Genomic DNA, 25251 nt, shown 5'->3' with positions numbered 1-25251 from the left:
CGGCTGCTTTTTAACGTTTCACGACCTCGAAATTGTCGGTAATCAAAAGCCAGTTCTGCGGGAAGGAAAGCCCGAGCTTCCAATAGCTCATACCGCGCAGCTTCAGTTCCTTCATCAAATCGAATTTCGCCTGGATGGATCGTGCGTCTTCAAACCAGACTTCATGTTCTTTGCCGTCCTCTGCACGGTAATTAAAGTGCGGCGCCTGAGCTTTCATATCATATTGAATCGGGACGTTATACCGGCTTGCGAGACGGATGGCCTGCTGCGGGCTTATGGCTTTTGCAAACTGTCCTCCCGGCTTAAACGGAAGCGTCCAGTCATAGCCATAGAGATTCTGCCCCATCATGACCTTTCCCGCAGGAATTTCTGTAAGCGTATAGTCGAGCACTTCGCGGACAGGGCCGATCGGAGACACTGCCATAGGAGGTCCCCCGCTGTATCCCCATTCATATGTCATGACGACGACAAAATCAACAATTTCCCCATGAGCCTTGTAGTCATGGGCTTCATACCACTTGCCTTTTTGATCTGCACTTGTTTTCGGTGCAAGAGCGGTTGAGATCAGCCATCCTTCTTTCTTGAATCTTGCTTTTGCTTTTTTCAAAAAACGGTTATAGGCTTCTCTGTCTGCCGGACGCAAATATTCCATGTCAAAATGAATATCCCTGAATCCGTATTTCTTTGCTGTCGCAACGATGTTGTTTAAAAGCTTATTCTGGACATCCTGATTGTTGAGAACAATCCGTCCAATCTCATCACTGAAGCCGTCATCATCCAGGTTCGTTACAATCATCATCAGCGTGACTTTGTTTTTCTTTGCGATATTGGCAAAATCATTTAATAGAGGTTCTTTCAGTGTTCCGTCTTTTTGGATGCGGAAGCTGAACGGGCCGAGGTATGTTAAATAAGGAGCTGCTTCTCTGGCGCTTTCCTCCAGGTTCGGGCTGACCTGATTGCCGGACGGCTCTATATAGGCGTTAAACTCTGCTTTTGGTTTAGGGCGTTCGGGAACATAGAGCCTGAATCCGATCTGAAGCTGGGTGTTGAGCTGGATCCCGTTTATTTCTGCAAGCTCTTTTGGGGTAGTGCCGAACTTTTTGCTGATGGACCAGAGGGTATCGCCGGGCTGCACCCAGTAGAAACGCCCCCTGATCGGAATAACAATAGTCTGGCCGACGACAAGCTGGCCGGGATTTGGGATCTCGTTTGTCTGAATGATCTCTTCGGCAGTCGTGCTGTACGCCTGGGCAATGCCGTATAATGTTTGTCCTTCCCGGACAATATGTATCTGCATATTGAATCCCCTCACTCATTCGTCATACTTTCTCTGTTACATTCTATGAGGAAATGAGCGGGAGCATGTTATATTTTTATATGAGGGGAAGCGGATATATCCGCCTGCAGGACATTCTTCATCATCCGCAGGGCATATTCGTTGTCGTGCTTATCATTTGATGCAATGCAGTCTGCGGGGACGGAAAGCCGATAGCCTCGCATATAGGCATCATTGGCTGAAAAAAGCACGCAAATGTTTCCGGCAATGCCTGTTAAAATGAGATGCTTAACTTGAAGGTGATCAAGGAGTACATTTAATGCGGTTCCGTAAAAGGCGGAGTGCATGGGCTTGATTAAAAAATAGTCGGTATCATCCGGATAGAGCTGGTCGATAATCGGTTTGCTCCGTTCATTTGTGCAGGTCTCCGATATCTTTTGAAAATCGGCCTGCCATAATTTATAATGATCATTTATATAGACGACAGGAACATTTTGCTGCTGCAGCTTCTTTTTCAGAGTATAAATGTTTTGCGACACTGTTTTTGCTTCAGCGGCGAGCGTTTCGCCGTGCTTGAAGTCGAAATTATTTATCATATCAATAATCAGCAGGGCACAGGCTGCTTTTTTATCCAAAGCCATTCACTCCTTTACTAAACCTAGCTTGTGCCAACCTGCCTGAATCTATAAGGAGCACATAATGGATAAAGATCAGATGTACATGGAACTGGCGGTCAAAGAAGCGCTTAAGGCAAAAGCAATTGGAGAGGTGCCGATCGGTGCTGTCATTGTTCTGAACGATGAAGTGATTGGCACAGGATATAACTTGAGAGAAACGGACCAGCGCTCAATTGCCCATGCCGAGATGATTGCCATCGATGAAGCATGCAGACGGACAGGATCATGGAGACTGGAAGATGCGACAATGTACGTTACTCTTGAACCTTGTCCGATGTGTGCAGGTGCGATTGTGCTCTCAAGAGTGAAGCGGGTCGTTTACGGCGCTGCAGATCCGAAGGGCGGCTGTGCCGGAACACTGATGAATCTTCTGGATGAAAGCAGATTTAATCATCAGTCAGAAGTGACCCGGGGTGTACTTGAAGAAGAATGCGGGCGTCTGCTCAGTGATTTTTTCAGAGAACTGCGTGAAAAGAAAAAAGCGCTGAAGGCTTCTTCAAAAAATTTACAGTAGCTGGAGATTGCAATTTTCGGTAAAACCTTATATACTAGGTTATGCGTCGTACTAAACGGCGCACCTAAACTAGGTATCAATTTTGCCGTGCTAAGCGGGGAGGTAGCGGTGCCCTGTACTCGCAATCCGCTCTAGCGAGGCCGAATCCCTTTCCCGAGGTTAGCTGTCTGTAGGGCCTGCCTTAAGTAAGTGGTGTTGACGTCTGGGTCCTGCGCAATGGGAATCCATGAACCATGTCAGGTCCGGAAGGAAGCAGCATTAAGTGGAATCTCTCATGTGCCGCAGGGTTGCCTGGGCCGAGCTAACTGCTTAAGTAACGCTTATGGGCACTAATCGACGGAAGGTGCACGGCAGTTTAACTTATAATAATCAGCTCATCCTGATGAAGGATGGGTTTTTTATTTTTTTCAAAAAGGGGTCAGTCCCGCACTGCATTAATGCAGTGCGGGACTGACCCCTTTTTGGGCTTTGTAAATTCCTGTTTCCATAAGGTATAATAGAAAGGATGAATTTGAAGGAGGGCGTTATGTGAGTTATCAGGCTTTATACCGTGTTTGGCGGCCGCAGCAATTTCATGATGTCGTAGGTCAAGAACATATTACCAGAACGCTTCAAAATGCCCTGCTGCAAGATAAATTCTCGCACGCGTATCTTTTTTCCGGGCCGAGGGGAACGGGTAAAACGAGCGCTGCCAAGATTTTTGCTAAAACAGTCAACTGTGAAAAAGCGCCAGCTGCAGAGCCGTGCAATGAATGCTCAGCATGCCGGGGAATCACAGATGGCTCTATTTCTGATGTAATTGAAATTGACGCTGCTTCAAACAACGGAGTAGATGAAATCCGGGATATCCGGGATAAAGTAAAATATGCACCATCATCGGTTAAATATAAAGTCTATATCGTCGATGAGGTTCACATGCTTTCAATCGGCGCGTTCAATGCCCTGTTAAAGACGCTTGAAGAGCCTCCGAAACATGTCATCTTTATTCTGGCGACAACAGAACCCCACAAAATTCCTCTCACCATCATTTCAAGGTGCCAGCGGTTTGATTTTAAACGGATCACGGCAGCTTCAATTGTGGGAAGGATGCAGGAGATTATTGATGATCAGAAGATAATCGCAGACCAGTCTGCACTTCAGGTCATTGCAAGCGCTGCAGACGGAGGAATGCGTGATGCGCTCAGTCTGCTTGATCAGGCGATTTCCTTCAGTGATGAAAGAGTGACGCTTGATGATGCCCTGCTCATTACAGGCTCTGTATCCCAGGCGATGATTGGAAACCTGATTCATTCCATGCATGAAAAAGATGTATCGAGTGCGCTGCAGACACTCGATGAGCTGATGAACCAGGGGAAGGATGCATCAAAGCTTACAGAAGACTTTATCTACTATTACAGGGATCTGCTCCTCTACCAGACAGCTCCGCAGCTTGAAGAGGTACTTGAAAGAGTGACGGCTGATGATCAGTTTGTCAGCCTGTCGAAAGAAATTCAGACTGATGCCATCTACCATGCGATTGATGTGCTGAACAAGAGCCAGCAGGAAATGAAATGGACAAACCATCCGCGCATCTTCCTTGAGGTTGCCATTGTGAAGCTTTCAGAGTTTGAGGGCAAAGGCAGAGCGGGCAGCGAAGGCGGAGGCGGCGATTACAGCGAACTTCAGGCCATGGTGAAGAAATTGTCCGGGGAACTTGAACTCCTGAAAAAGCAGGGCGTGCCACAAGGCGGGCAGCAGCAGGCGCAGCAGGGAGAGCAAAAAGCATCTAAGACAATCCGCGGCGGATATAAAGTCCCTTCTGGCCGGATTCAGGAAATCCTGAAAGATGCAACAAAGCCAAACCTTGCTGCCATTAAGGGCAAGTGGGGAGAACTCCTTGAAGAGCTCCGAAGACAAAATAAAGTATCCCATGCAGCGCTTCTGACGGACAGTGAACCTGTCGCAGCATCAGAGACTGCGTTTGTGCTAAAATTTAAATATGAAATCCACTGCAAGATGGTGGCGGACGATAATAACGGTGTCCGCAGCAATATGGAAGCCATTTTGCTTTCTCTTACAGGACGGACCTTGGAAATGGTTGGCGTTCCTGAGCAGGAATGGGGTAAAATAAGAGAGGATTACATACGTGATCAGCGTCAGAATGATGACGGCAATACCCCTGATGAAAACGAGGACCCGCTGATCGCCGAGGCGAAAAAATTAGTGGGTGCAGACCTCATTGAAATAAAAGACTGATTTGGAGGAGATTATTAATGAACCGTGGCGGAATGGGAAACATGCAGAAGATGATGAAACAAATGCAGAAAATGCAGAAAGACATGGCAAAAGCACAGGAAGAGCTTGTAACAAAAACGATTGAAGGATCTGCAGGCGGCGGTATGGTCACTGTGACAATCAACGGCAACAAAGAAGTCACTGATGTAAACATCAAGCCGGAAGTCGTGGACCCGGATGACATCGAAATGCTTCAGGACCTTGTGCTTGCAGCTACAAACGATGCACTCAAAAAAATGGATGATCTGACGAACGAAACAATGGGCAAATTCACAAAAGGCATGAACTTGCCAGGCATGTTCTAGGAGGAATGGGATGCATTATCCAGAGCCTATATCAAAGCTGATTGACAGCTTTATGAAATTGCCAGGAATCGGCCCCAAAACGGCGGTCCGCCTGGCTTTTTTCGTCCTGAACATGAAGGAAGACGTCGTTTTGGATTTTGCAAAAGCGCTTGTTAATGCAAAAAGGAATCTGACGTACTGCTCTGTATGCGGACATATCACAGATCAGGACCCTTGCTACATTTGCGAGGATCAAAGAAGAGATAAATCTGTGATTTGTGTCGTGCAGGACCCGAAAGATGTCATTGCCATGGAAAAAATGAAAGAATACACAGGCCTTTATCATGTCCTTCAAGGAGCCATTTCTCCAATGGACGGAATTGGTCCGGAGGATATTAAAATTCCTGAACTGCTTAAAAGGCTGCAGGATGATTCTGTCCAGGAAATCATACTGGCGACCAATCCCAACATTGAGGGAGAAGCGACGGCTATGTATATCTCAAGGCTTTTGAAGCCTGCAGGGATTAAAATGACGAGAATCGCACACGGTCTTCCTGTGGGAGGAGACCTGGAATACGCAGATGAAGTGACACTCTCTAAAGCGCTTGAAGGCAGACGGGAGCTTTAAAACAGGAGGAAGGGGAATTTTTCAATGTTTTTTCGCAGAAAAGGCTGGCTCAGAAAAGAATATGATCAGCTGCTTATTGACGACCTCCTCCATATGAAAAGTGAATGGAATCACAGAAAGCAGCTTGTTGACAAAAGCGTGGAGCCCTCGCCGGAAATCCTTTATGAACTTAAGGTTTCCCAGTCTAAATACTTCTTCTTATTAAGAGAAGCCAAGAAAAGAAATATCACCATCGGAAAGAAATAGCTTGTTCTATTTTTACCATCCTTTCATAGATATGTAGAAAGTAACGATGAAAGTGAGTGGTGGAATGGAACCTGTATATGTTTTTTCCATTCTTGGAGGCATCATCGTTCTGCTTCTTGTGGCAGGCGCCCCGATGAAATCAATGAGATGGATCGGGCAGGCGATGGCTAAGATTGTTGTAGGCGCATTGTTTCTATTTTTTATTAATGCATTCGGTACAAGCATTGACCTGCACATTCCTATTAACTGGACAACAGCAGCCATCTCGGGCTTGCTCGGATTGCCCGGAGTGGCGGCGCTTATCGTAATCAAAATGGTGATCTTAACGTAGAACGGGCAAAATAAACTGCCTGTTCTATTTTTTTGTTGACACCCCGATGACACGGTGGTATATTAATAAACGTCGCTGATGACATTAACAAAAACTTCTTCAAAAAAGTTATTGACTTAGTAGGACATCGCGTGATATATTAAGGAGGTCGCTTCAAGACGATGCGACATCAAAAGTTCTTTGAAAACTAAACAAAACCAAAAGCGTACCAAACGTTTTAAATTTTTTAAGTCAGCAACATTTATGAGTCACAAATTTTCTTCGGAGAGTTTGATCCTGGCTCAGGACGAACGCTGGCGGCGTGCCTAATACATGCAAGTCGAGCGGATCTCTTCGGAGATCAGCGGCGGACGGGTGAGTAACACGTGGGCAACCTGCCTGTAAGACTGGGATAACTCCGGGAAACCGGAGCTAATACCGGATACTATGTCAAACCGCATGGTTTGACATTCAAAGACGGTTTCGGCTGTCACTTACAGATGGGCCCGCGGCGCATTAGCTAGTTGGTGAGGTAACGGCTCACCAAGGCAACGATGCGTAGCCGACCTGAGAGGGTGATCGGCCACACTGGGACTGAGACACGGCCCAGACTCCTACGGGAGGCAGCAGTAGGGAATCTTCCGCAATGGACGAAAGTCTGACGGAGCAACGCCGCGTGAGTGATGAAGGTTTTCGGATCGTAAAACTCTGTTGTCAGGGAAGAACAAGTGCCGGAGTAACTGCCGGTGCCTTGACGGTACCTGACCAGAAAGCCACGGCTAACTACGTGCCAGCAGCCGCGGTAATACGTAGGTGGCAAGCGTTGTCCGGAATTATTGGGCGTAAAGCGCGCGCAGGCGGTTTCTTAAGTCTGATGTGAAAGCCCCCGGCTCAACCGGGGAGGGTCATTGGAAACTGGGAAACTTGAGTGCAGAAGAGGAGAGTGGAATTCCACGTGTAGCGGTGAAATGCGTAGAGATGTGGAGGAACACCAGTGGCGAAGGCGACTCTCTGGTCTGTAACTGACGCTGAGGCGCGAAAGCGTGGGGAGCGAACAGGATTAGATACCCTGGTAGTCCACGCCGTAAACGATGAGTGCTAAGTGTTAGAGGGTTTCCGCCCTTTAGTGCTGCAGCTAACGCATTAAGCACTCCGCCTGGGGAGTACGGTCGCAAGACTGAAACTCAAAGGAATTGACGGGGGCCCGCACAAGCGGTGGAGCATGTGGTTTAATTCGAAGCAACGCGAAGAACCTTACCAGGTCTTGACATCCTTTGCCACTTCTAGAGATAGAAGGTTCCCCTTCGGGGGACAAAGTGACAGGTGGTGCATGGTTGTCGTCAGCTCGTGTCGTGAGATGTTGGGTTAAGTCCCGCAACGAGCGCAACCCTTGATCTTAGTTGCCAGCATTCAGTTGGGCACTCTAAGGTGACTGCCGGTGACAAACCGGAGGAAGGTGGGGATGACGTCAAATCATCATGCCCCTTATGACCTGGGCTACACACGTGCTACAATGGATGGTACAAAGGGCTGCGAGACCGCGAGGTTTAGCCAATCCCATAAAACCATTCTCAGTTCGGATTGCAGGCTGCAACTCGCCTGCATGAAGCTGGAATCGCTAGTAATCGCGGATCAGCATGCCGCGGTGAATACGTTCCCGGGCCTTGTACACACCGCCCGTCACACCACGAGAGTTTGCAACACCCGAAGTCGGTGGGGTAACCGCAAGGAGCCAGCCGCCTAAGGTGGGGTAGATGATTGGGGTGAAGTCGTAACAAGGTAGCCGTATCGGAAGGTGCGGCTGGATCACCTCCTTTCTAAGGATATGAGGTCGCTTTTGGTTTTTGTTTAGTTTTGAGAGAACTTTGTTCTCCATTTAAATAGGAAGTTTACTTTACAAGTAAGCGAGAACGTCATGCGCGTGCTTTTTTGTTCGTCGCAATCGTCTCTTTTATCCTTATATGAGATGGGCCTATAGCTCAGCTGGTTAGAGCGCACGCCTGATAAGCGTGAGGTCGATGGTTCGAGTCCATTTAGGCCCACCATCTCTTTAATACGGGGCCTTAGCTCAGCTGGGAGAGCGCCTGCCTTGCACGCAGGAGGTCAGCGGTTCGATCCCGCTAGGCTCCACCAAGAAAGTTGTTCTTTGAAAACTGGATAACGTAATTGATAACAAGTAATTCACTGAGATTTACGCTTACCATAGTGATTTTTCTTAGACTTTACAGTCTAAACAAACGATTGACCAATTTTTGGTTAAGTTATGAAGGGCGCACGGTGGATGCCTTGGCACTAGGAGCCGATGAAGGACGGGACTAACACCGATATGCTTTGGGGAGCTGTAAGTAAGCTTTGATCCAGAGATTTCCGAATGGGGAAACCCACTGTTCGTAATGGAACAGTATCTTTACCTGAATACATAGGGTACTGAAGGCAGACCCGGGGAACTGAAACATCTAAGTACCCGGAGGAAGAGAAAGCAAATGCGATTTCCCAAGTAGCGGCGAGCGAAACGGAATCAGCCCAAACCAAGAGGCTTGCCTCTTGGGGTTGTAGGACACTCTATACGGAGTTACAAAGGAACGGGGTAGATGAAGCGGCCTGGAAAGGCCTGTCATAGAAGGTAAAAACCCTGTAGTCGAAACTTCGTTCCCTCCAGAGTGGATCCTGAGTACGGCGGGACACGTGAAATCCCGTCGGAATCCGGGAGGACCATCTCCCAAGGCTAAATACTACCTAGTGACCGATAGTGAACCAGTACCGTGAGGGAAAGGTGAAAAGCACCCCGGAAGGGGAGTGAAAAGATCCTGAAACCGTGTGCTTACAAGTAGTCAGAGCCCGTTAACGGGTGATGGCGTGCCTTTTGTAGAATGAACCGGCGAGTTACGATCCCGTGCAAGGTTAAGTTGATGAGACGGAGCCGCAGCGAAAGCGAGTCTGAATAGGGCGAATTAGTACGTGGTCGTAGACCCGAAACCAGGTGATCTACCCATGTCCAGGGTGAAGTTCAGGTAACACTGAATGGAGGCCCGAACCCACGCACGTTGAAAAGTGCGGGGATGAGGTGTGGGTAGCGGAGAAATTCCAATCGAACTTGGAGATAGCTGGTTCTCTCCGAAATAGCTTTAGGGCTAGCCTCGAGTATGAGAGTCTTGGAGGTAGAGCACTGATTGGACTAGGGGCCCTCATCGGGTTACCGAATTCAGTCAAACTCCGAATGCCAAAGACTTGCTCCTCGGGAGTCAGACTGCGAGTGATAAGATCCGTAGTCAAGAGGGAAACAGCCCAGACCGCCAGCTAAGGTCCCAAAGTATACGTTAAGTGGAAAAGGATGTGGAGTTGCTTAGACAACCAGGATGTTGGCTTAGAAGCAGCCACCATTTAAAGAGTGCGTAATAGCTCACTGGTCGAGTGACTCTGCGCCGAAAATGTACCGGGGCTAAACGTATCACCGAAGCTGCGGACTGTTCTTACGAACAGTGGTAGGAGAGCGTTCTAAGGGCGTCGAAGCCAGACCGGAAGGACTGGTGGAGCGCTTAGAAGTGAGAATGCCGGTATGAGTAGCGAAAGAGGGGTGAGAATCCCCTCCACCGAATGCCTAAGGTTTCCTGAGGAAGGCTCGTCCGCTCAGGGTTAGTCGGGACCTAAGCCGAGGCCGAAAGGCGTAGGCGATGGACAACAGGTTGATATTCCTGTACCACCTCCTCACCATTTGAGCAATGGGGGGACGCAGGAGGATAGGGCAAGCGCGCTGCTGGATATGCGCGTCCAAGCAGTTAGGCCGGGAAGTAGGCAAATCCGCTTCCCATATAAGGCTGAGCTGTGATGGCGAGGGAAATTTAGTACCGAAGTTCCTGATTCCACACTGCCAAGAAAAGCCTCTAGCGAGGTGAGAGGTGCCCGTACCGCAAACCGACACAGGTAGGCGAGGAGAGAATCCTAAGGTGAGCGAGAGAACTCTCGTTAAGGAACTCGGCAAAATGACCCCGTAACTTCGGGAGAAGGGGTGCTTTTTAGGGTGAATAGCCCTGAAAAGCCGCAGTGAATAGGCCCAGGCGACTGTTTAGCAAAAACACAGGTCTCTGCGAAGCCGCAAGGCGAAGTATAGGGGCTGACGCCTGCCCGGTGCTGGAAGGTTAAGGGGAGAGGTTAGCGCAAGCGAAGCTTTGAACCGAAGCCCCAGTAAACGGCGGCCGTAACTATAACGGTCCTAAGGTAGCGAAATTCCTTGTCGGGTAAGTTCCGACCCGCACGAAAGGCGTAACGATCTGGGCACTGTCTCAACGAGAGACTCGGTGAAATTATAGTACCTGTGAAGATGCAGGTTACCCGCGACAGGACGGAAAGACCCCGTGGAGCTTTACTGCAGCCTGATATTGAATTTTGGTACAGCTTGTACAGGATAGGTAGGAGCCTTGGAAGCCGGAGCGCCAGCTTCGGTGGAGGCATTGGTGGGATACTACCCTTGCTGTATTGAAATTCTAACCCGCAGCCCTTACCGGGCTGGGAGACAGTGTCAGGCGGGCAGTTTGACTGGGGCGGTCGCCTCCTAAAATGTAACGGAGGCGCCCAAAGGTTCCCTCAGAATGGTTGGAAATCATTCGCAGAGTGTAAAGGCACAAGGGAGCTTGACTGCGAGACCTACAAGTCGAGCAGGGACGAAAGTCGGGCTTAGTGATCCGGTGGTTCCGCATGGAAGGGCCATCGCTCAACGGATAAAAGCTACCCCGGGGATAACAGGCTTATCTCCCCCAAGAGTCCACATCGACGGGGAGGTTTGGCACCTCGATGTCGGCTCATCGCATCCTGGGGCTGTAGTCGGTCCCAAGGGTTGGGCTGTTCGCCCATTAAAGCGGTACGCGAGCTGGGTTCAGAACGTCGTGAGACAGTTCGGTCCCTATCCGTCGTGGGCGCAGGAAATTTGAGAGGAGCTGTCCTTAGTACGAGAGGACCGGGATGGACGCACCGCTGGTGTACCAGTTGTCTTGCCAAAGGCATCGCTGGGTAGCTATGTGCGGAAGGGATAAGTGCTGAAAGCATCTAAGCATGAAGCCCCCCTCAAGATGAGATTTCCCATCACATTTGTGAGTAAGAACCCTGAAAGATGATCAGGTTGATAGGTCTGAGGTGGAAGCGCGGTGACGTGTGGAGCTGACAGATACTAATCGTTCGAGGACTTAACCACAGTATAACTAAGCGTAAATTGCACGTGAATCTTGTTATCAAACGTTACTCAGTTTTGAAAGAATAACTTCTTTCAACCAATTGCATATTGTCTGGTGATGATGGCAAAGAGGTCACACCCGTTCCCATGCCGAACACGGAAGTTAAGCTCTTTAGCGCCGATGGTAGTTGGGGGTTTCCCCCTGTGAGAGTAGGACGTTGCCAGGCACGCAGAAAGAGGACAGCAGAGATGCTGTTCTTTTTTGTTGTTCGGAAAAGAATAGGATGTAGGTAAATTTAATCCGGGCAAGGGTATTTGCGCCTGAGTGAAGGTAATGGATCAACTGAATCGTACCCTGGCAAACTGTAAAACGATGTTAGAGGGTAAGCAACCGCCCGAATCGTACCCTGTAAAACTGTAAAACGATATTAGAGGGTAAGCAAAGTCTCGAATCGTACCCTGTAAAACCGTAAATCGATATTAGAGGGTAAGCAAAGTCTCGAATTGTACCCTGCTAAACCGTAAAACGATATTAGAGGGTAAGCAACCACCCGAATCGTACCCTGTAAAACCGTAAAACGATATTAGAGGGTAAGCAAACCCCCGAATCGTACCCTGTAAAACTGTAAAACGATGTTAGAGGGTAAGCAAAGTCTCGAATCGTACCCTGCTAAACCGTAAAACGATATCAGAGGGTAAGCAAAAGGCCTAAATGAAAGCAAGTAGATCCTGCATGTTCTATAAAAAAAGAACGCCTCTCCCTGCAGCCCGGTTATTTTATATAGACATACACGATTTGGGCTCACCGGCATACAATGGGAGAGGGAATGAGTATTCGAAATTTTGTATACAACAGTGGATCTGTGGCAAAACTGCTTGTATGGAGGTGGAGAACAGTGAATTCGGAAGATGTGAAGAAACCGGCTGGGGAAACGTGTATTATATGCGATACAGAAAAGGTGAAGGGAATTCATCTCTATACAAGTTTTGTTTGTACAGATTGCGAGACTGATATGATTCAGACAGAAACGGAAGATCCCAAGTACGCCTATTACGTTGATAAACTGCGGAGGGTGAAAACACCGCCGCTCTATTCTTAAGCTGCCGTCACAGGCGGCTTTTTTTGTTTTATGCGCATTAGGAAGTCCATGTTTATTTCTCAGGCGCAAGCGTCCGCAAAACAGCCTGGATCGAATCTGCCGGCCAGGTCTGTCAGACCTGACTCCGGTGCTTGCGCTTTTTTCGGCGGGCTTCTATTGATATAATGGCAATAAGACATAATAAAGGACGGTTTCGTTAGATGGCAGCACCGCTGTATGAAGCATTAAAGAAGCATGAGCTTCAAAACCCGGTTTCGTTTCATGTGCCGGGGCATAAGTATGGAAAGGTTTTTCCGGAGGAGGCTGCAGGAGATTTCAGGAGCGTTCTCAGGCTTGATGCAACGGAGATCACGGGACTTGATGACCTTCATGATCCAAGCGGCCCCATATTGGAGGCGCAGAGGCTGGCTGCTGAGCTGTATCAGGCAGATGAAACATTTTTCCTTGTGAACGGGTCAACTTCCGGGAATTTGGCGATGATTATGGCTTGCTGTGAGCCTGGAAAGCCTGTTTTGGTTCAGCGCAATAGCCACAAGTCAATCATTAATGCCATCAGGCTCTCCGGGGCAAAGCCGGTATTTCTTTCACCAAGGATGGACGAAGCGTACGGTGTTCCGTCCTATGTGGAGACAGAGACGGTGAAAGAAGCTGTAAAAAGGTTTCCGGAGGCAAAGGCACTCATTTTGACAAATCCGAATTACTACGGTATCACTGCAGACCTCAGAGAAGCGGTGGAACTTGCTCACAGAGAAGGAATTCCTGTTTTGGTGGATGAAGCTCATGGCGCTCACTTTGTTCCCGGCATGCCATTCCCTGCTTCTTCAATTGAAGCAGGGGCTGATGCTGTTGTTCAGTCCGCTCATAAAACGCTTCCTGCGATGACAATGGGGTCATTCCTCCATGTGAATGGCGGGCTGATTGATCGGAACAGGCTTTCATACTATCTGTCTGTTTTTCAAAGCAGCAGCCCTTCATACCCTATTATGGCCTCGCTTGATTTGGCAAGGGAGTATATGGAGAAGCTTGTTTTATCCAAAGGTGCGGATGAAATCTTGCAAGCTGTGGACGTCTTTAAAAAAAGCGTGGAGGCGAACAAAGAGGTTGAAATTGTCACGACAATGGATAAACGCGCAATCATCGATCCTTTAAAACTGACAATCAGGTCTGCAGCCGGGCTTTCAGGGTTTGAGCTTCAGCGCCGCCTTGAAGAGCAGGGAGTCTATACAGAGCTTGCAGATATCCAAAATGTTCTTCTTGTTTTGCCTCTCAGCAGCAATCAGGCAGATTCATTCCTCTTTTCTTCTGATAAGGGCGATGAGGGAAGAATTCCATTTGATCCGCTTTTATATAAGGAAGAAAATCAAAAAATCAGTATGCTTCCCCTATCGTACGGGGAATTAAATGGGTATAGTAAAGAAGTCGCATCATTTGAAGATGCAGCCGGGCTGTTAAGCGGAGAGGCTGTTATTCCGTATCCGCCGGGTATTCCTCTTTTAATGGAAGGGGAAGTCATTACCGAGGAGCATGTGAGGCAGATCAGAACATTAATGGCATGCAAAGCGCGCTTTCAGGGCGGACAGGCATTGAAAGATGAACAGCTTGCTGTTTATATACAGAAAAGGTGATTGTAGTGAAAGGGACGTTTATTACATTTGAAGGGCCGGAGGGAGCAGGGAAAACGACTGTTCTGCAAAAGGTTCATGAGGAGTTTAAACAAAAAGGCATTGAGGCTGTTTTTACAAGAGAACCCGGAGGAATCCGGATTGCCGAACAGATCCGTGAAGTGATTTTAAATAAAGAAAATACGGAGATGGATGCAAGAACAGAAGCGCTGCTTTATGCAGCTGCCAGAAGACAGCATATGGTTGAAAAAGTCATTCCGGCATTAAATGAAGGAAAGCTGATCATTTGCGACCGTTTTATTGACAGTTCTCTTGCTTATCAGGGATATGCGCGCGGGATTGGCACAGAAGAGGTATACTCCATCAATCTGTTTGCCATTGACGGGGTCATGCCTGATCTCACGATTTATTTTGATATCGCTCCTGAACGCGGTTTGATGAGGATCAGCCGCAATGACGGCCGTGAAGTGAACCGGCTTGATCTTGAAAAGATGGATTTTCATGAGAAAGTTCAGGAAGGGTATAAACAAACGATAGAAAGATTTCCGGACCGGATCAAAGTGATCAACGCCGATCAGAGTCTTGAAGATGTGTGCCGGGACGTAATGGAAGTTTTAATTCCTTATTTAAAGTGAACGCTGATATAATGGGAATACAATTACCATAAATGAAACAATGCTTTATAGAAAGATAGCTGTTAAACTATAAGGAGGCATACATGATGAAAATGATCATTGCGGTTGTACAGGACCAGGACAGCAATAAGCTGTCGAGTGCATTGGTTGAACATAATTTCAGAGCGACAAAGCTTGCATCAACGGGCGGTTTCTTAAAATCCGGGAACACAACGTTCATGATTGGGACAGAAGATGCCCGGGTTGAGAAGGCATTATCTGTCATCAGGGAAAATTGCCAGTCAAGAGAACAGCTGGTGGCACCCGTCTCTCCAATGGGAGGAAATGCGGATTCCTATGTCCCTTATCCTGTTGAAGTAGAGGTCGGCGGAGCGACGGTGTTTGTTCTTCCGATTGAACAGTTTCACCATTTTTAAGGTGACGATATGAAAATTAATCAGGATCTCCGCACAGCGCCGGATAAACGAAATGCAGGCCCTATGCCTTCCGGTGCAAGCCGTCCGTTTTCCGAGCTCGTGCAAAAACAGGAGACGAAGCTGCATATGCATCAGCTGAACGGAATGCTTGCAAGTGTGGAGGAAGCCGGCCGCCGTGTAGCCAAGTCCCGCAATATGAGGGACCTTGCGCGGTACAAATCCCTTGTAAAGCGGATGATGAAAGAAGCTGTAGAATACGGACTGCAGCTGAAACAGTCCTCGAGTTTTGATTTCACCGGCAGCAGCAGAAATCATACAACCGTATTGGAAATTGACCGGCAGCTGATTGAATTGACAGATGCTTTGCTTCAGGAGGAGCAGTCCTCCATTGACATACTGGCAAAAATAGGCGAAATCAAAGGCCTTTTAATGAACCTTTATACGTAAAGAGTGATAGAAATGACGATGAGCACATGGAATGATTTAGAAGAGTACCAGCCCAGAGTCCTTAAACTGCTTGGAAACAGCTTTGAGAAGAACCGCCTTGCTCACGCGTACCTTTTTGAAGGGAAAAAAGGTACCGGAAAAAAGGAAGTCAGTCTTCTTCTCGCCAGAAGCTATTTTTGTGAAAAACCGGACGGGCATAAGCCGTGTGAGACATGCAGAAACTGCAAGCGCATCCATTCCGGAAACCATCCTGATCTGCATCTGGTGGAGCCGGATGGACTTTCGATAAAAAAATGGCAGATTCAAAGTCTTCAGGAAGAGTTTACAAAAACAGGGGTAGAATCAAACAAAAAGCTGTATATCATCTCCCACGCTGATAAAATGACGGCAAATGCCGCAAACAGCCTGCTTAAATTCCTGGAGGAGCCAAACGCGGACACGATGGCCATTCTTTTGACCGAACAAGTGCATCAGATGCTTGACACTATTCTCTCAAGATGCCAGACGCTCACTTTCATGCCGCTCCCCGTCTCAGCCATTGAAAAGGAGCTGCTAAAGCAGGATGTGCCTGCTAATTATGCAAGACTCGCTGCAAGAATGACCAACAGTTCTGAAAAAGCGCTCGAATTAAGTCGAGATGATTGGTTTGCACAGGCAAGACGTGTAGTGATAAAATTGTATGAAGTGATCTTTAAGCGAAATGGACAGGCGTTCGTCCAGGTTCAAACGCAATGGGTGCCTTTTTTCGCTGAAAAAGAACAGCAGGACATGGCTTTTGACTTGCTTTTATATGTATATAAAGACATTCTTTCCATCCAAATAGGCAATACAGATCATGTTATCTATCAAGATCTGCTTCCACAGTTAGAACAACATGCCATTCAAGTATCCAGACAAAAGATCCTTGAAAAAATCACTTCTATATTAGAAGCAAAAAAAAGACTCCAGATGAATGTGAGTCCACAATTACTGATGGAGCAATTGGTTTTATCTTTGCAGGAGGGATAGAATTGTACGATGTAGTGGGTGTCCGCTTTAAAAAAGCGGGTAAAATATATTATTTCGACCCTAATGGGCTTCAAATAGAAAACGAAGATTTTGTGATTGTCGAAACAGTAAGAGGCGTCGAGTTCGGCAAAGTCGTCATTCATAAAAAGCAGGTTGGAGAGAATGACATCGTTCTTCCTCTGAAAAAAGTGCTGAGGGTGGCTGATGCAAAAGACCGCCTGATCGTAGATGAAAACCATCATGCAGCAAAAGAGGCGTATGAGGTCTGCCAGCATAAGGTGACAGAGCACCGGCTTGATATGAAGCTTGTAGATGTTGAGTATACATTTGACCGGAACAAGGTTATTTTTTATTTCACAGCAGATGGCCGCGTGGACTTCAGGGAGCTTGTAAAGGATCTGGCGGCTATTTTCAAAACGCGCATTGAACTGCGCCAGATTGGCGTCAGGGATGAGGCAAAGATGCTTGGAGGCATCGGACCCTGCGGCAGAATGCTTTGCTGCTCCACATTCCTTGGCGATTTTGAACCGGTTTCCATCAAGATGGCGAAAGATCAGAACCTTTCGCTCAATCCAACAAAAATTTCCGGCTTGTGCGGAAGGCTTATGTGCTGCCTGAAATATGAAAATGATGAATATGAATCTGCCAAAGAACAGCTTCCTGATATCGGTGAGTCAATCGGCACGCCGATAGGCACAGGAAAAGTAGTCGGGTTAAATATATTGGAACGGGTTTTGCAGGTTGAACTTTCAGAAAAAGACCGCGTGGTTGAATTTACTTGGGAAGAATTAATGAAAGAAGGCGCTGTTCCAATGAAATCCACAGATTGATGAGGTGGAACAAGTGGATAAAAAAGAAATCTTTGAATCTGTAAGCAGCATGGAAGAACAAATCGGTTCCCTGTACAGACAGCTTGGAGAGCTGAAGCATCACCTTGGCGGCCTGCTTGAGGAGAATCATCATCTTCAGATTGAAAATGATAACCTCCGCAGACGCCTGAATGCAACAGCAGCTGCAGCAGATCAAAAGAAGCAGATGAAACAGCATACAGATAAACAGGGAATGGATTCAAAGATTGTGGACATTGGAGAGGGCTATGATAACCTGGCCCGTCTCTATCAGGAAGGTTTCCATATATGCAATGTTCACTATGGAAGTGTCCGCAAAGACGGAGACTGTTTGTTCTGTCTTTCCTTTCTTAATAAGAAATAACCGGGCTTTCCTGCGAGGGGAAGCTTTTTTTAAGGTCTGAAAAGAAATATTCTGAACGGATTTGTTCTTGTTAAGGATATTATAATGAATGTAAGGATATGGATAGTTTATCCTCGGCAAGCGTAAGCGCCTAGATCCTCTGTCAGAACAACAAAAAAGGCGGGACCCGGACTTTTCTGCCGGATTCATATCTGCCTATCGGAGCGGGCCTTGGCACTTGCGCTTTTGTTGATATTTATATAGAAAGAAAGGATTTTACGATGGTCGATTTAACAGGAGATGAGCGTTTGGATTACCTTCTGGCTGAGGATTTAAGGATTGTGCAGAGTCCGTCTGTTTTTGCCTTCAGTTTAGATGCGGTTCTTCTATCCAAGTTTGCTTATATGCCGATTCAAAAAGGGAAAGTGCTGGATTTATGCTCAGGGAATGCCGTGATTCCGCTGCTGCTTTCGACAAGATCTAAAGCAGACATTACCGGTGTTGAAATTCAGGAGCGGCTTTTTCAAATGGCTGAAAAAAGCATTGCCTATAATAACCTCCAGAATCAAATCACGATGATTCACGGTGATTTAAAGGATATGCCGGGCTTACTTGGCCACGGGAAATTTGATGTGATCACGTGCAACCCGCCTTATTTCAAAACGCCGAAGAAGGATGAACAAAATCAGAATGAACATTTAGCGATTGCGCGGCACGAAATTCTCTGCACGCTTGAGGATGTCATATGTGCGACCAGCAAGCTTGCCCGAATGGGTGCAAAGATCGCCTTTGTTCACCGGCCTGGCAGACTGCTTGAAATTACGGAGCTTATGAAAAAATACAAAATCGAGCCTAAACGGATTCAGCTCGTATATCCTAAGCAGGGAAAAGAAGCAAATACCCTGCTGATAGAAGGAATTAAAGGCGGACAGCCGGATCTGAAGATTCTTCCTCCGCTTTTTGTCTACAATCAGAACAATGAATACACAGATGAAGTGAAAGAGATCCTGTATGGAAAGCAATAGCACTCATTTTTTCTATGTGCTTGAGTGCAGGGACGGAAGTTATTATGCAGGCTATACGAATGATCTTGCCGCCCGCCTGGAGAAGCATAATGCCGGAAAGGGTGCCAAGTATACACGGGCGAGAGGCCCTGTGAAGCTCCTGTATGCAAAGCAATTTTCCTCAAAAAGGCCGGCGATGAGGGCGGAATATGCTTTTAAACAGCTGCCGAGGAGAAAGAAGGAAGAGTTTCTTGCTGATCCTGAACGCTTTACAGCTTGGGATTTCTGGCAGGGGGAGGATGATGAAGATGCAGGAACAGAAAAGCTTTAATGTGGACACAGAGTGGGGCTCGCTCTACCTTGTGCCAACGCCGATCGGCAATCTGGAGGATATGACCTTCCGCGCCGTTTCCATTTTGAAAGAAGTAGATGTGATTGCTGCAGAGGATACAAGGGAGTCTAAAAAGCTCTGCAATCATTTTGAGATTGGTACACAGCTGATCAGCTATCATGAACATAATAAAGAATCAAGCGGCTTTAAAATTCTGGAACTGATGAAACAGGGGAAAAATGTAGCGCTTGTCAGCGATGCGGGCATGCCGATTATCTCGGACCCCGGAAGCAAGCTTGTGGAAGATATCCTTGCTGAAGGCGGAAAGGTGATCCCTCTTCCAGGTGCAAATGCAGCACTTACAGCACTTGTGGCATCAGGCATAACTCCCCAGCCCTTTTACTTTTTCGGTTTTTTGGACAGGCAGAAAAAAGAAAAGAAAAAACAGCTGGAAGCTTTGGCAAACCGGACGGAAACGATGATTTTTTATGAATCTCCGCACAGGCTGAAAGAAACACTTGCAGCAATGGCGGAGATTCTGGGAGAACGCCGTATCTGTCTTTCTAGAGAGCTCACAAAACGATTTGAAGAATTCATCAGAGGGACAATACCTGAAGCTGTGAAGTGGGCTGAGGAAAACCAGATCCGCGGAGAGTTCTGTCTGATTGTGGAGGGACAGGATATCAACAGCATCCCTGCAGAAGATGAGTGGTGGGATTCTCTGTCGCTTGAAGAGCATGTTGCGCATTATGTGAACGAGGGAATGTCATCGAAAGAGGCAATCAAACAGGTTTCAAAGGAGCGGAATGTTCCGAAGAGAGATGTGTATCAGTCTTATCACGTTGAATAGGATAAAAAAAAAGACCTGGCGGATTTCCGCCAGGTCTTTCGTATTTACTTCACTAAGTTGCTTTGGATTTCTTTAAGGATCTGCTCTGCACCTTCACGGCTTAGAACTAATTTTCCGTTGCCAAGAGTGAAGTTATCGTCAGATACTTCGCCAGTTACAGCGCAAGTCATGTTTGGTTTATATTTTTTAAGGATAATTCTTTCATCATCCACATAGATTTCAAGAGCGTCTTTTTCAGCGATTCCAAGTGTGCGGCGCAATTCGATTGGAATTACCACTCGGCCAAGCTCGTCAACTTTACGTACAATACCTGTAGATTTCATATTTTGTTCTCCTCCCAATAATAAAGGTTCTATATGTGTTTTTTCTTAAACTTCGTCATAATTCGACAAAATCTTCATCCTCATAAGCATAACAGTGTTTCCAATAAACGTCAATCAGAAACTATTCAATAGGCTGCGAAAATAAGTGAAAGTTTCGTGAACCCTTACAGCCTTAGCGGTATTAAGATATATACCCGTCAAAAAAGGAAAATAAACGCATAAAAGGGAATATATAATTATACATAGAATAGTATTAATTCAAAATATTGTTAACTATATTATAACGATTGTTCGACAAGAATCAACAAAAATTATTCATTAGGAAACATTTGGCATAATTATGCCACTCATACTATTCCTGGGGGTCTTTGTTTTTTTGTCCATAGAAGGTATATTTTCTTGATATTAAAGGCTAAGATGGTATCATAAAGAGTATAATTCGATTGGAAATCTATTAAGGATAAGCGCTCTCGTCCATTGGGCGGGGGCTTTTTCCAGAAATAAGAATATATAGATGCGCATTGCCGGCATCAGACGCCTGCGCTTTTCTTATCTCTATCCTAGAGACAGTCACCATTACCGGGAGGGAAACCGATGGAAGATCAGAGAAAATCGTTCTACCTTACAACACCTATTTATTATCCAAGCGGAAAGCTTCATATTGGACATGCATATACAACCGTTGCCGGGGATGCAATGGCCCGCTATAAACGCATGCGCGGATTCGACGTCATGTATCTGACAGGAACAGATGAGCACGGCCAGAAAATACAGCGTAAAGCAGAAGAAATCGGCGTCACTCCACAAAAATATGTCGATGACATTGTCAGCGGAATTAAAGATCTGTGGAGCAAGCTCGACATTTCTTATGACGATTTTATCCGTACGACTCAGGACCGCCATAAAGAAATTGTAGAGAAAGTGTTTGCGCAGCTGCTTGAGCAGGGCGATATCTATCTTGACCAATACGAAGGATGGTACTGTACGCCGTGTGAGTCCTTCTTTACGGAAAGACAGCTTGAAAACGGCAACTGCCCTGACTGCGGACGTCCTGTTGAAAAAGTAAAGGAAGAGTCCTATTTCTTTAAAATGAGCAAATATGCAGACCGTCTCCTTGCGTACTACGAAGAAAATCCGGAATTCATTCAGCCTGAATCACGCAAAAATGAAATGATCAACAATTTCATTAAGCCCGGCCTTGAGGATCTTGCTGTTTCCCGTACGACATTTGACTGGGGAGTGAAGGTTCCCGGTGATCCGAAGCACGTCATTTATGTATGGATTGACGCTCTTTCCAACTATATAACTGCTCTTGGATACGGAACAGAAAACGATGAAAAGTACCGGAAATACTGGCCGGCAGATGTTCACCTCGTCGGCAAAGAGATTGTCCGCTTCCATACAATTTATTGGCCAATCATGCTGATGGCCCTCGATTTGCCGCTGCCAAAGAAAGTGTTCGCACACGGCTGGCTGCTGATGAAAGACGGTAAAATGTCCAAATCAAAAGGCAATGTTGTGGACCCGGTCACGCTTATTGACCGATATGGCCTTGATGCTCTCCGCTACTACTTGCTTAGAGAAGTGCCTTTTGGCTCTGACGGTGTTTTCACTCCGGAAGGATTTATCGAAAGAGTGAATTATGACCTTGCCAATGACTTAGGGAACCTGCTGAACAGAACGGTTGCCATGATTCAGAAATACTTTGACGGCGAAATTCCTGCCTACAGCGGAGCACAAACCGAATTTGACGGTACGCTTGCTGCATTCAGCGGGGAAACGATTAAGAAGTATGAAGAAGCGATGGAAAAGATGGAATTCTCGATTGCTCTTAATGCGCTATGGCAATTTATCAGCAGAACAAATAAATACATTGATGAAACACAGCCATGGGTTCTGGCAAAAGATGAGGAAAACCGCGGTAAATTAGGTTCAGTGATGGTGCATTTAGCTGAGTCTCTCCGCATCTCCGCCATTTTGCTGAAGCCGTTTTTGACCAAAACACCTGAAAAGATGTTCGAACAGCTTGGCATTTCGGATGCTTCCCTGAAGGAATGGGACAGTCTGTCCTCATTCGGCAGCATCCCACAGGTGAAGGTTGCAAAAGGAGTTCCAATCTTCCCTCGTTTAGAGGTTGAAGAAGAGGTTGCCTATATTAAAGAACAGATGCAGGGTACGGCTCCTGCACCAGCTGAGGAAGCTAAAAAAGAAGAAAAAGCAGAAACAGCACCGGAAATTACGTTTGATGAGTTCATGAAGGTTGAAATGCGTGTAGCTGAAGTCATCCATGCAGAGCCTGTAAAAAAAGCAGACCGTCTGCTCAAGCTGCAGCTTGATCTTGGCTCGGAAAAAAGACAGGTTGTATCAGGGATTGCAAAAAGCTATCAGCCTGACCAGCTTGTAGGGAAGAAAGTCATCTGCATTACAAACCTTAAACCGGTTAAGCTTCGCGGAGAGCTGTCACAGGGAATGATTCTTGCCGGCGGCGGAGAAGGAAACTTGTCGCTTGCTACTGTCGATTCAAGTCTTCCAAATGGTACAATTATTAAATAAAAAAGAGAAAAAAAGAGGTGTTTCACGTGTAACAATCGGGGATAACGCCTCTTTTTTTCTGTTTCAAATCGTGACGAAAGGATGTCGAAAGATGTTATTTGATACACATGCACACTTGAACGCCATCCAGTATCAGGATGACCTTGAAGAAGTGATTGAAAGGGCGCTCCATGAAGGCGTGACCCATACTGTTGTTGTTGGCTTTGATACAGAAACGATTACAAAAGCGATTGAACTTGCTGAAGCATACGATTTTATTTATGCAGCAGTCGGCTGGCATCCGGTTGATGCGATTGATATGACGGATGCCGATTTAGAATGGATTAAAGAGCTTGCGTCTCATCCTAAAGTAGTTGCTATAGGGGAGATGGGCCTTGACTACTACTGGGACAAATCACCAAAGGATGTTCAAAAAGAGGTATTCAGAAAGCAGATTGCTCTTGCAAAGGAAGTGAATCTTCCGATCATTATCCACAACCGGGATGCAACAGCAGACGTAGTTGAGATTCTTCAGGAAGAAGGGGCGAGCGAAGTAGGCGGGATCATGCACTGTTTTACAGGAAGCCTTGAAGTGGCGAGACAGTGCATGGAAATGAATTTCTACATTTCATTCGGCGGGCCTGTCACATTCAAAAATGCCAAAAAGCCAAAAGAGGTTGCAGCTGAAATTCCAATGGAAAGACTTTTGATTGAAACGGATTGCCCTTATTTAACACCTCATCCGTTCAGAGGAAAACGAAACGAACCAGGCTATGTAAAGTATGTAGCGGAGCAGATTGCGGAGCTTCGCGGTATGGATTATGCGGATTTTGTAAAACAAACGTCCGACAATGCAAAGAGAATTTTCGGCATTTCTCGCTAAGGAATTTTGTCATTTTTTGCGGGAGCCTGTCCGAAAACTCACTGGAAATATGAGGTTCTACCCGTCTTCTTTTTCTCATAGGATATATTTGTCGACAAGAAATTCTTCACTTTTTGATCTTTTTTTAGCATAATAGTGTTTACGATTAGAAAAAAATGAAAAAAGTGGGTGAGGGTTGACAGCAAGATCGTTACTCTATATAATCCTCGGAGGAGAAGGAGGCGTTTTTCATAGTGATAAACCATATGAAAAAGCTGTTATCCGAAAGACTAAGCATGAACAAGATTGTCCTCGCAATTGTCAGTTTAGTCGTTTTAGCTACGGGTACCGCGTTCGCTACATTTGAAGCGACGAAGAACACCGTAACTGTCACGATGAACGGCAAAAGCGAGAAGCTCAGGACACATGCACGTACAGTAGATGAATTACTCCAAGATTTAAACATAGATAGAAAAAAAGAAGATAACGTATCACCGGAAGGCGATGCTGAAATCAAAAACAACCTGAACGTTGTTTTTGAGGCTTCGAAACCTGTACAGTTAACTGTGGATGATGAGAAAAGGACAATAAGGACAACAGCCAAAACCGTAGAAGAATTTTTGAAGGAACAGAACATAAAGATTACCGGGCACGATAAGATGAATGCTTCAAAAGATACAAAGATATCAGATAATCTTAAGCTCAACATTGAGAAAGCCATACAGATTACACTAACAGTTGGAGATAAAAAACAACAAGTATGGTCAACTTCGACTACTGTCGCTGACTTTTTGAAAGACCAAAAAGTACAGGTAAATGAACTTGATAAGGTTGAACCCCAAATTCATGAAACATTGAGTGCAAATGATGCCGTAATCGTCACACGCGTAGAAAAAGTCACCGATGTAGTGGAAGAACCAGTTGCGTTTTCAGTTGTAACAAAGAATGACCAAGACATTCCTAAAGGAAAACAGGAAGTTATTAAACCTGGTTCAGAAGGCAAAGTTGCGAAACATTTTGAAGTTATGCTTGAAAATGGAAAAGAAGTGTCTAGAAAGCTGATCAAAGAAGAGACTGTGAAAGAAAGTCAGGATCGTGTAGTGGCACTGGGCACAAAAGCTGCGCCTAAACCGGCTGCAAGCAAACCGGAAACAGTGTCCAGATCTAATGATTCTGTATCCAAAGAGTTTTACGTAACATCAACAGCATACACAGCACACTGCAACGGATGTTCAGGTACAACGGCGACAGGTGTGGATTTGAGAGCAAATCCAAGCGCCAAGGTCATTGCCGTTGATCCGAGCGTGATTCCGCTTGGCACAAAAGTGTATGTTGAAGGCTACGGGTATGCCGTTGCCTCTGATACAGGCGGCGCTATTAAAGGGAAAAAGATTGATGTATTCTTCTCTGATAAGGGAGCAGCCTACCGCTGGGGAAGAAAGACCGTTAAAATAAGAGTACTGAACTAATCATATGACGGCAGGGGGATGTAAGTCCCTCTGTCTTTTTGTGTTTGAATGGGGTACAATTACGTTTTAACCAGACAGCGAAGCACCA

General features: G+C 46.3%; 23 protein-coding genes, 2 tRNA genes, 3 rRNA genes and 1 other RNA gene. 26 read left to right on the top strand and 3 right to left on the bottom strand.

Translation table 11 applies throughout. The annotated features are described in order from the left end of the window. Positions 1–10 precede the first annotated feature (10 nt). A complete protein-coding gene (locus RKD52_RS00370) occupies positions 11–1297 on the bottom strand; it encodes a LysM peptidoglycan-binding domain-containing protein (RefSeq protein ID WP_369736192.1) in 1287 nt (428 codons plus the stop codon). 68 nt (positions 1298–1365) lie between these two features. Further along, positions 1366–1911 (bottom strand): isochorismatase family cysteine hydrolase, encoded by a 546-nt coding sequence (locus tag RKD52_RS00365; protein WP_454098222.1) that lies wholly within the window; start codon positions 1909–1911, stop codon positions 1366–1368. A 64-nt stretch (positions 1912–1975) separates the two neighbouring features. Here RKD52_RS00365 and tadA point away from each other — a divergent pair, with 64 nt between their 5' ends. The 23 genes from tadA to rsmI all read left to right on the top strand — a co-directional run bounded on the left by tadA (position 1976) and on the right by rsmI (position 19977). After that, positions 1976–2467, top strand: coding sequence for a tRNA adenosine(34) deaminase TadA (gene tadA, locus RKD52_RS00360; RefSeq protein WP_369736194.1), 492 nt, complete (start codon positions 1976–1978; stop codon positions 2465–2467). Positions 2468–2552: 85 nt separating this feature from the next. After that, positions 2553–2818, top strand: an RNA gene (gene ffs, locus RKD52_RS00355) — signal recognition particle sRNA large type. Between the two features lie 177 nt (positions 2819–2995). Beyond that, positions 2996–4702 carry a DNA polymerase III subunit gamma/tau gene (gene dnaX, locus RKD52_RS00350; protein WP_454098221.1) on the top strand — a complete coding sequence of 569 codons (1707 nt, stop codon included), beginning with the start codon at positions 2996–2998 and terminating at the stop codon, positions 4700–4702. Between the two features lie 17 nt (positions 4703–4719). Next, positions 4720–5046, top strand: coding sequence for a YbaB/EbfC family nucleoid-associated protein (locus RKD52_RS00345; protein WP_369736196.1), 327 nt, complete (start codon positions 4720–4722; stop codon positions 5044–5046). 10 nt (positions 5047–5056) lie between these two features. Next, positions 5057–5653: a recombination mediator RecR gene (gene recR / locus RKD52_RS00340; RefSeq protein ID WP_029286413.1), complete on the top strand. Its 597-nt coding sequence runs from the start codon at positions 5057–5059 to the stop codon at positions 5651–5653. A 24-nt stretch (positions 5654–5677) separates the two neighbouring features. Further along, positions 5678–5899 carry a YaaL family protein gene (locus RKD52_RS00335; RefSeq protein WP_029286411.1) on the top strand — a complete coding sequence of 74 codons (222 nt, stop codon included), beginning with the start codon at positions 5678–5680 and terminating at the stop codon, positions 5897–5899. 64 nt (positions 5900–5963) lie between these two features. After that, positions 5964–6230 (top strand): pro-sigmaK processing inhibitor BofA family protein, encoded by a 267-nt coding sequence (locus tag RKD52_RS00330; protein WP_454098220.1) that lies wholly within the window; start codon positions 5964–5966, stop codon positions 6228–6230. A gap of 258 nt (positions 6231–6488) precedes the next feature. Further along, positions 6489–8026: ribosomal RNA gene (locus tag RKD52_RS00325) — 16S ribosomal RNA — on the top strand. A 151-nt stretch (positions 8027–8177) separates the two neighbouring features. Next, positions 8178–8254 (top strand) — tRNA-Ile (locus RKD52_RS00320). Between the two features lie 12 nt (positions 8255–8266). After that, positions 8267–8342, top strand: a tRNA-Ala gene (locus RKD52_RS00315). Positions 8343–8463: 121 nt separating this feature from the next. Beyond that, positions 8464–11394 (top strand): 23S ribosomal RNA (locus RKD52_RS00310). Between the two features lie 90 nt (positions 11395–11484). Next, positions 11485–11600 (top strand): 5S ribosomal RNA (rrf, locus tag RKD52_RS00305). Together the 16S, 23S and 5S rRNA genes with 2 tRNA genes alongside form the textbook arrangement of a ribosomal RNA operon. A 669-nt stretch (positions 11601–12269) precedes the next feature. Next, a complete protein-coding gene (locus RKD52_RS00300) occupies positions 12270–12473 on the top strand; it encodes a sigma factor G inhibitor Gin (protein WP_369736010.1) in 204 nt (67 codons plus the stop codon). A 200-nt stretch (positions 12474–12673) separates the two neighbouring features. Next, positions 12674–14098, top strand: a complete 1425-nt coding sequence (locus RKD52_RS00295) for an aminotransferase class I/II-fold pyridoxal phosphate-dependent enzyme (protein ID WP_454098219.1) — start codon at positions 12674–12676, stop codon at positions 14096–14098. A 5-nt stretch (positions 14099–14103) separates the two neighbouring features. Continuing rightward, positions 14104–14730, top strand: a complete 627-nt coding sequence (tmk, locus tag RKD52_RS00290; RefSeq protein WP_454098218.1) for a dTMP kinase — start codon at positions 14104–14106, stop codon at positions 14728–14730. A gap of 86 nt (positions 14731–14816) precedes the next feature. After that, on the top strand, positions 14817–15146 hold the full coding sequence (locus RKD52_RS00285; RefSeq protein WP_029286018.1) for a cyclic-di-AMP receptor: 330 nt from the start codon (positions 14817–14819) through the stop codon (positions 15144–15146). Positions 15147–15155: 9 nt separating this feature from the next. Continuing rightward, on the top strand, positions 15156–15593 hold the full coding sequence (locus RKD52_RS00280; RefSeq protein WP_454098217.1) for a YaaR family protein: 438 nt from the start codon (positions 15156–15158) through the stop codon (positions 15591–15593). Between the two features lie 18 nt (positions 15594–15611). Continuing rightward, positions 15612–16601 (top strand): DNA polymerase III subunit delta', encoded by a 990-nt coding sequence (gene holB, locus RKD52_RS00275; protein ID WP_454101110.1) that lies wholly within the window; start codon positions 15612–15614, stop codon positions 16599–16601. Positions 16602–16603: 2 nt separating this feature from the next. Continuing rightward, entirely contained in the window at positions 16604–17431 is an 828-nt protein-coding gene (locus RKD52_RS00270; RefSeq protein ID WP_029286024.1) for a PSP1 domain-containing protein, read from the top strand. A gap of 13 nt (positions 17432–17444) precedes the next feature. Further along, positions 17445–17813 carry a DNA replication initiation control protein YabA gene (gene yabA, locus RKD52_RS00265; RefSeq protein WP_029286025.1) on the top strand — a complete coding sequence of 123 codons (369 nt, stop codon included), beginning with the start codon at positions 17445–17447 and terminating at the stop codon, positions 17811–17813. 260 nt (positions 17814–18073) lie between these two features. Continuing rightward, positions 18074–18817 carry a tRNA1(Val) (adenine(37)-N6)-methyltransferase gene (locus RKD52_RS00260; RefSeq protein WP_454098216.1) on the top strand — a complete coding sequence of 248 codons (744 nt, stop codon included), beginning with the start codon at positions 18074–18076 and terminating at the stop codon, positions 18815–18817. Further along, positions 18804–19127 (top strand): GIY-YIG nuclease family protein, encoded by a 324-nt coding sequence (locus tag RKD52_RS00255; RefSeq protein ID WP_369736015.1) that lies wholly within the window; start codon positions 18804–18806, stop codon positions 19125–19127. The genes RKD52_RS00260 and RKD52_RS00255 overlap by 14 nt, the downstream gene beginning before the upstream one ends. Beyond that, the gene (gene rsmI, locus RKD52_RS00250; RefSeq protein ID WP_454101109.1) at positions 19099–19977 is read left to right on the top strand and encodes a 16S rRNA (cytidine(1402)-2'-O)-methyltransferase; all 879 of its coding nucleotides are present in this window, start codon (positions 19099–19101) and stop codon (positions 19975–19977) included. Before RKD52_RS00255 ends, rsmI begins: the two co-directional genes overlap by 29 nt. A gap of 44 nt (positions 19978–20021) precedes the next feature. On the opposite strand, the gene RKD52_RS00245 is transcribed toward rsmI, so the two are convergent. After that, positions 20022–20300, bottom strand: coding sequence for an AbrB/MazE/SpoVT family DNA-binding domain-containing protein (locus RKD52_RS00245; RefSeq protein ID WP_029286033.1), 279 nt, complete (start codon positions 20298–20300; stop codon positions 20022–20024). A 594-nt stretch (positions 20301–20894) separates the two neighbouring features. Between RKD52_RS00245 and metG the strand changes: the two genes are divergently transcribed. From metG to RKD52_RS00230, 3 genes are all read left to right on the top strand, one after another. Then, a complete protein-coding gene (metG, locus tag RKD52_RS00240; protein WP_454098215.1) occupies positions 20895–22853 on the top strand; it encodes a methionine--tRNA ligase in 1959 nt (652 codons plus the stop codon). Positions 22854–22944: 91 nt separating this feature from the next. Continuing rightward, positions 22945–23715 carry a TatD family hydrolase gene (locus RKD52_RS00235; RefSeq protein ID WP_454098214.1) on the top strand — a complete coding sequence of 257 codons (771 nt, stop codon included), beginning with the start codon at positions 22945–22947 and terminating at the stop codon, positions 23713–23715. 233 nt (positions 23716–23948) lie between these two features. Then, complete coding sequence (locus RKD52_RS00230; RefSeq protein WP_454098213.1) at positions 23949–25163, top strand: ubiquitin-like domain-containing protein; 1215 nt, start codon at positions 23949–23951, stop codon at positions 25161–25163. Positions 25164–25251 lie beyond the last annotated feature (88 nt).

It is taken from the genome of Metabacillus sp. SLBN-84 (assembly GCF_053629595.1).
The sequence above is the reverse complement of the archived record's forward strand: the minus strand, read 5'-3'. Positions and strand labels throughout refer to the sequence as shown.

Excerpts from the sequence above, each read along its gene's own strand:
- RKD52_RS00370 (WP_369736192.1), bottom strand. The coding sequence starts at position 1,297 with ATGCAGATACATATTGTCCGGGAAGGACAAACATTATACGGCATTGCC.
- tadA (WP_369736194.1), top strand. The coding sequence starts at position 1,976 with ATGGATAAAGATCAGATGTACATGGAACTGGCGGTCAAAGAAGCGCTT.
- RKD52_RS00345 (WP_369736196.1), top strand. The coding sequence starts at position 4,720 with ATGAACCGTGGCGGAATGGGAAACATGCAGAAGATGATGAAACAAATG.
- recR (WP_029286413.1), top strand. The coding sequence starts at position 5,057 with ATGCATTATCCAGAGCCTATATCAAAGCTGATTGACAGCTTTATGAAA.
- RKD52_RS00335 (WP_029286411.1), top strand. The coding sequence starts at position 5,678 with ATGTTTTTTCGCAGAAAAGGCTGGCTCAGAAAAGAATATGATCAGCTG.
- RKD52_RS00330 (WP_454098220.1), top strand. The coding sequence starts at position 5,964 with ATGGAACCTGTATATGTTTTTTCCATTCTTGGAGGCATCATCGTTCTG.
- RKD52_RS00295 (WP_454098219.1), top strand. The coding sequence starts at position 12,674 with ATGGCAGCACCGCTGTATGAAGCATTAAAGAAGCATGAGCTTCAAAAC.
- RKD52_RS00285 (WP_029286018.1), top strand. The coding sequence starts at position 14,817 with ATGAAAATGATCATTGCGGTTGTACAGGACCAGGACAGCAATAAGCTG.
- RKD52_RS00280 (WP_454098217.1), top strand. The coding sequence starts at position 15,156 with ATGAAAATTAATCAGGATCTCCGCACAGCGCCGGATAAACGAAATGCA.
- holB (WP_454101110.1), top strand. The coding sequence starts at position 15,612 with ATGAGCACATGGAATGATTTAGAAGAGTACCAGCCCAGAGTCCTTAAA.
- RKD52_RS00260 (WP_454098216.1), top strand. The coding sequence starts at position 18,074 with ATGGTCGATTTAACAGGAGATGAGCGTTTGGATTACCTTCTGGCTGAG.
- RKD52_RS00255 (WP_369736015.1), top strand. The coding sequence starts at position 18,804 with ATGGAAAGCAATAGCACTCATTTTTTCTATGTGCTTGAGTGCAGGGAC.
- rsmI (WP_454101109.1), top strand. The coding sequence starts at position 19,099 with ATGAAGATGCAGGAACAGAAAAGCTTTAATGTGGACACAGAGTGGGGC.
- RKD52_RS00245 (WP_029286033.1), bottom strand. The coding sequence starts at position 20,300 with ATGAAATCTACAGGTATTGTACGTAAAGTTGACGAGCTTGGCCGAGTG.
- metG (WP_454098215.1), top strand. The coding sequence starts at position 20,895 with ATGGAAGATCAGAGAAAATCGTTCTACCTTACAACACCTATTTATTAT.
- RKD52_RS00235 (WP_454098214.1), top strand. The coding sequence starts at position 22,945 with ATGTTATTTGATACACATGCACACTTGAACGCCATCCAGTATCAGGAT.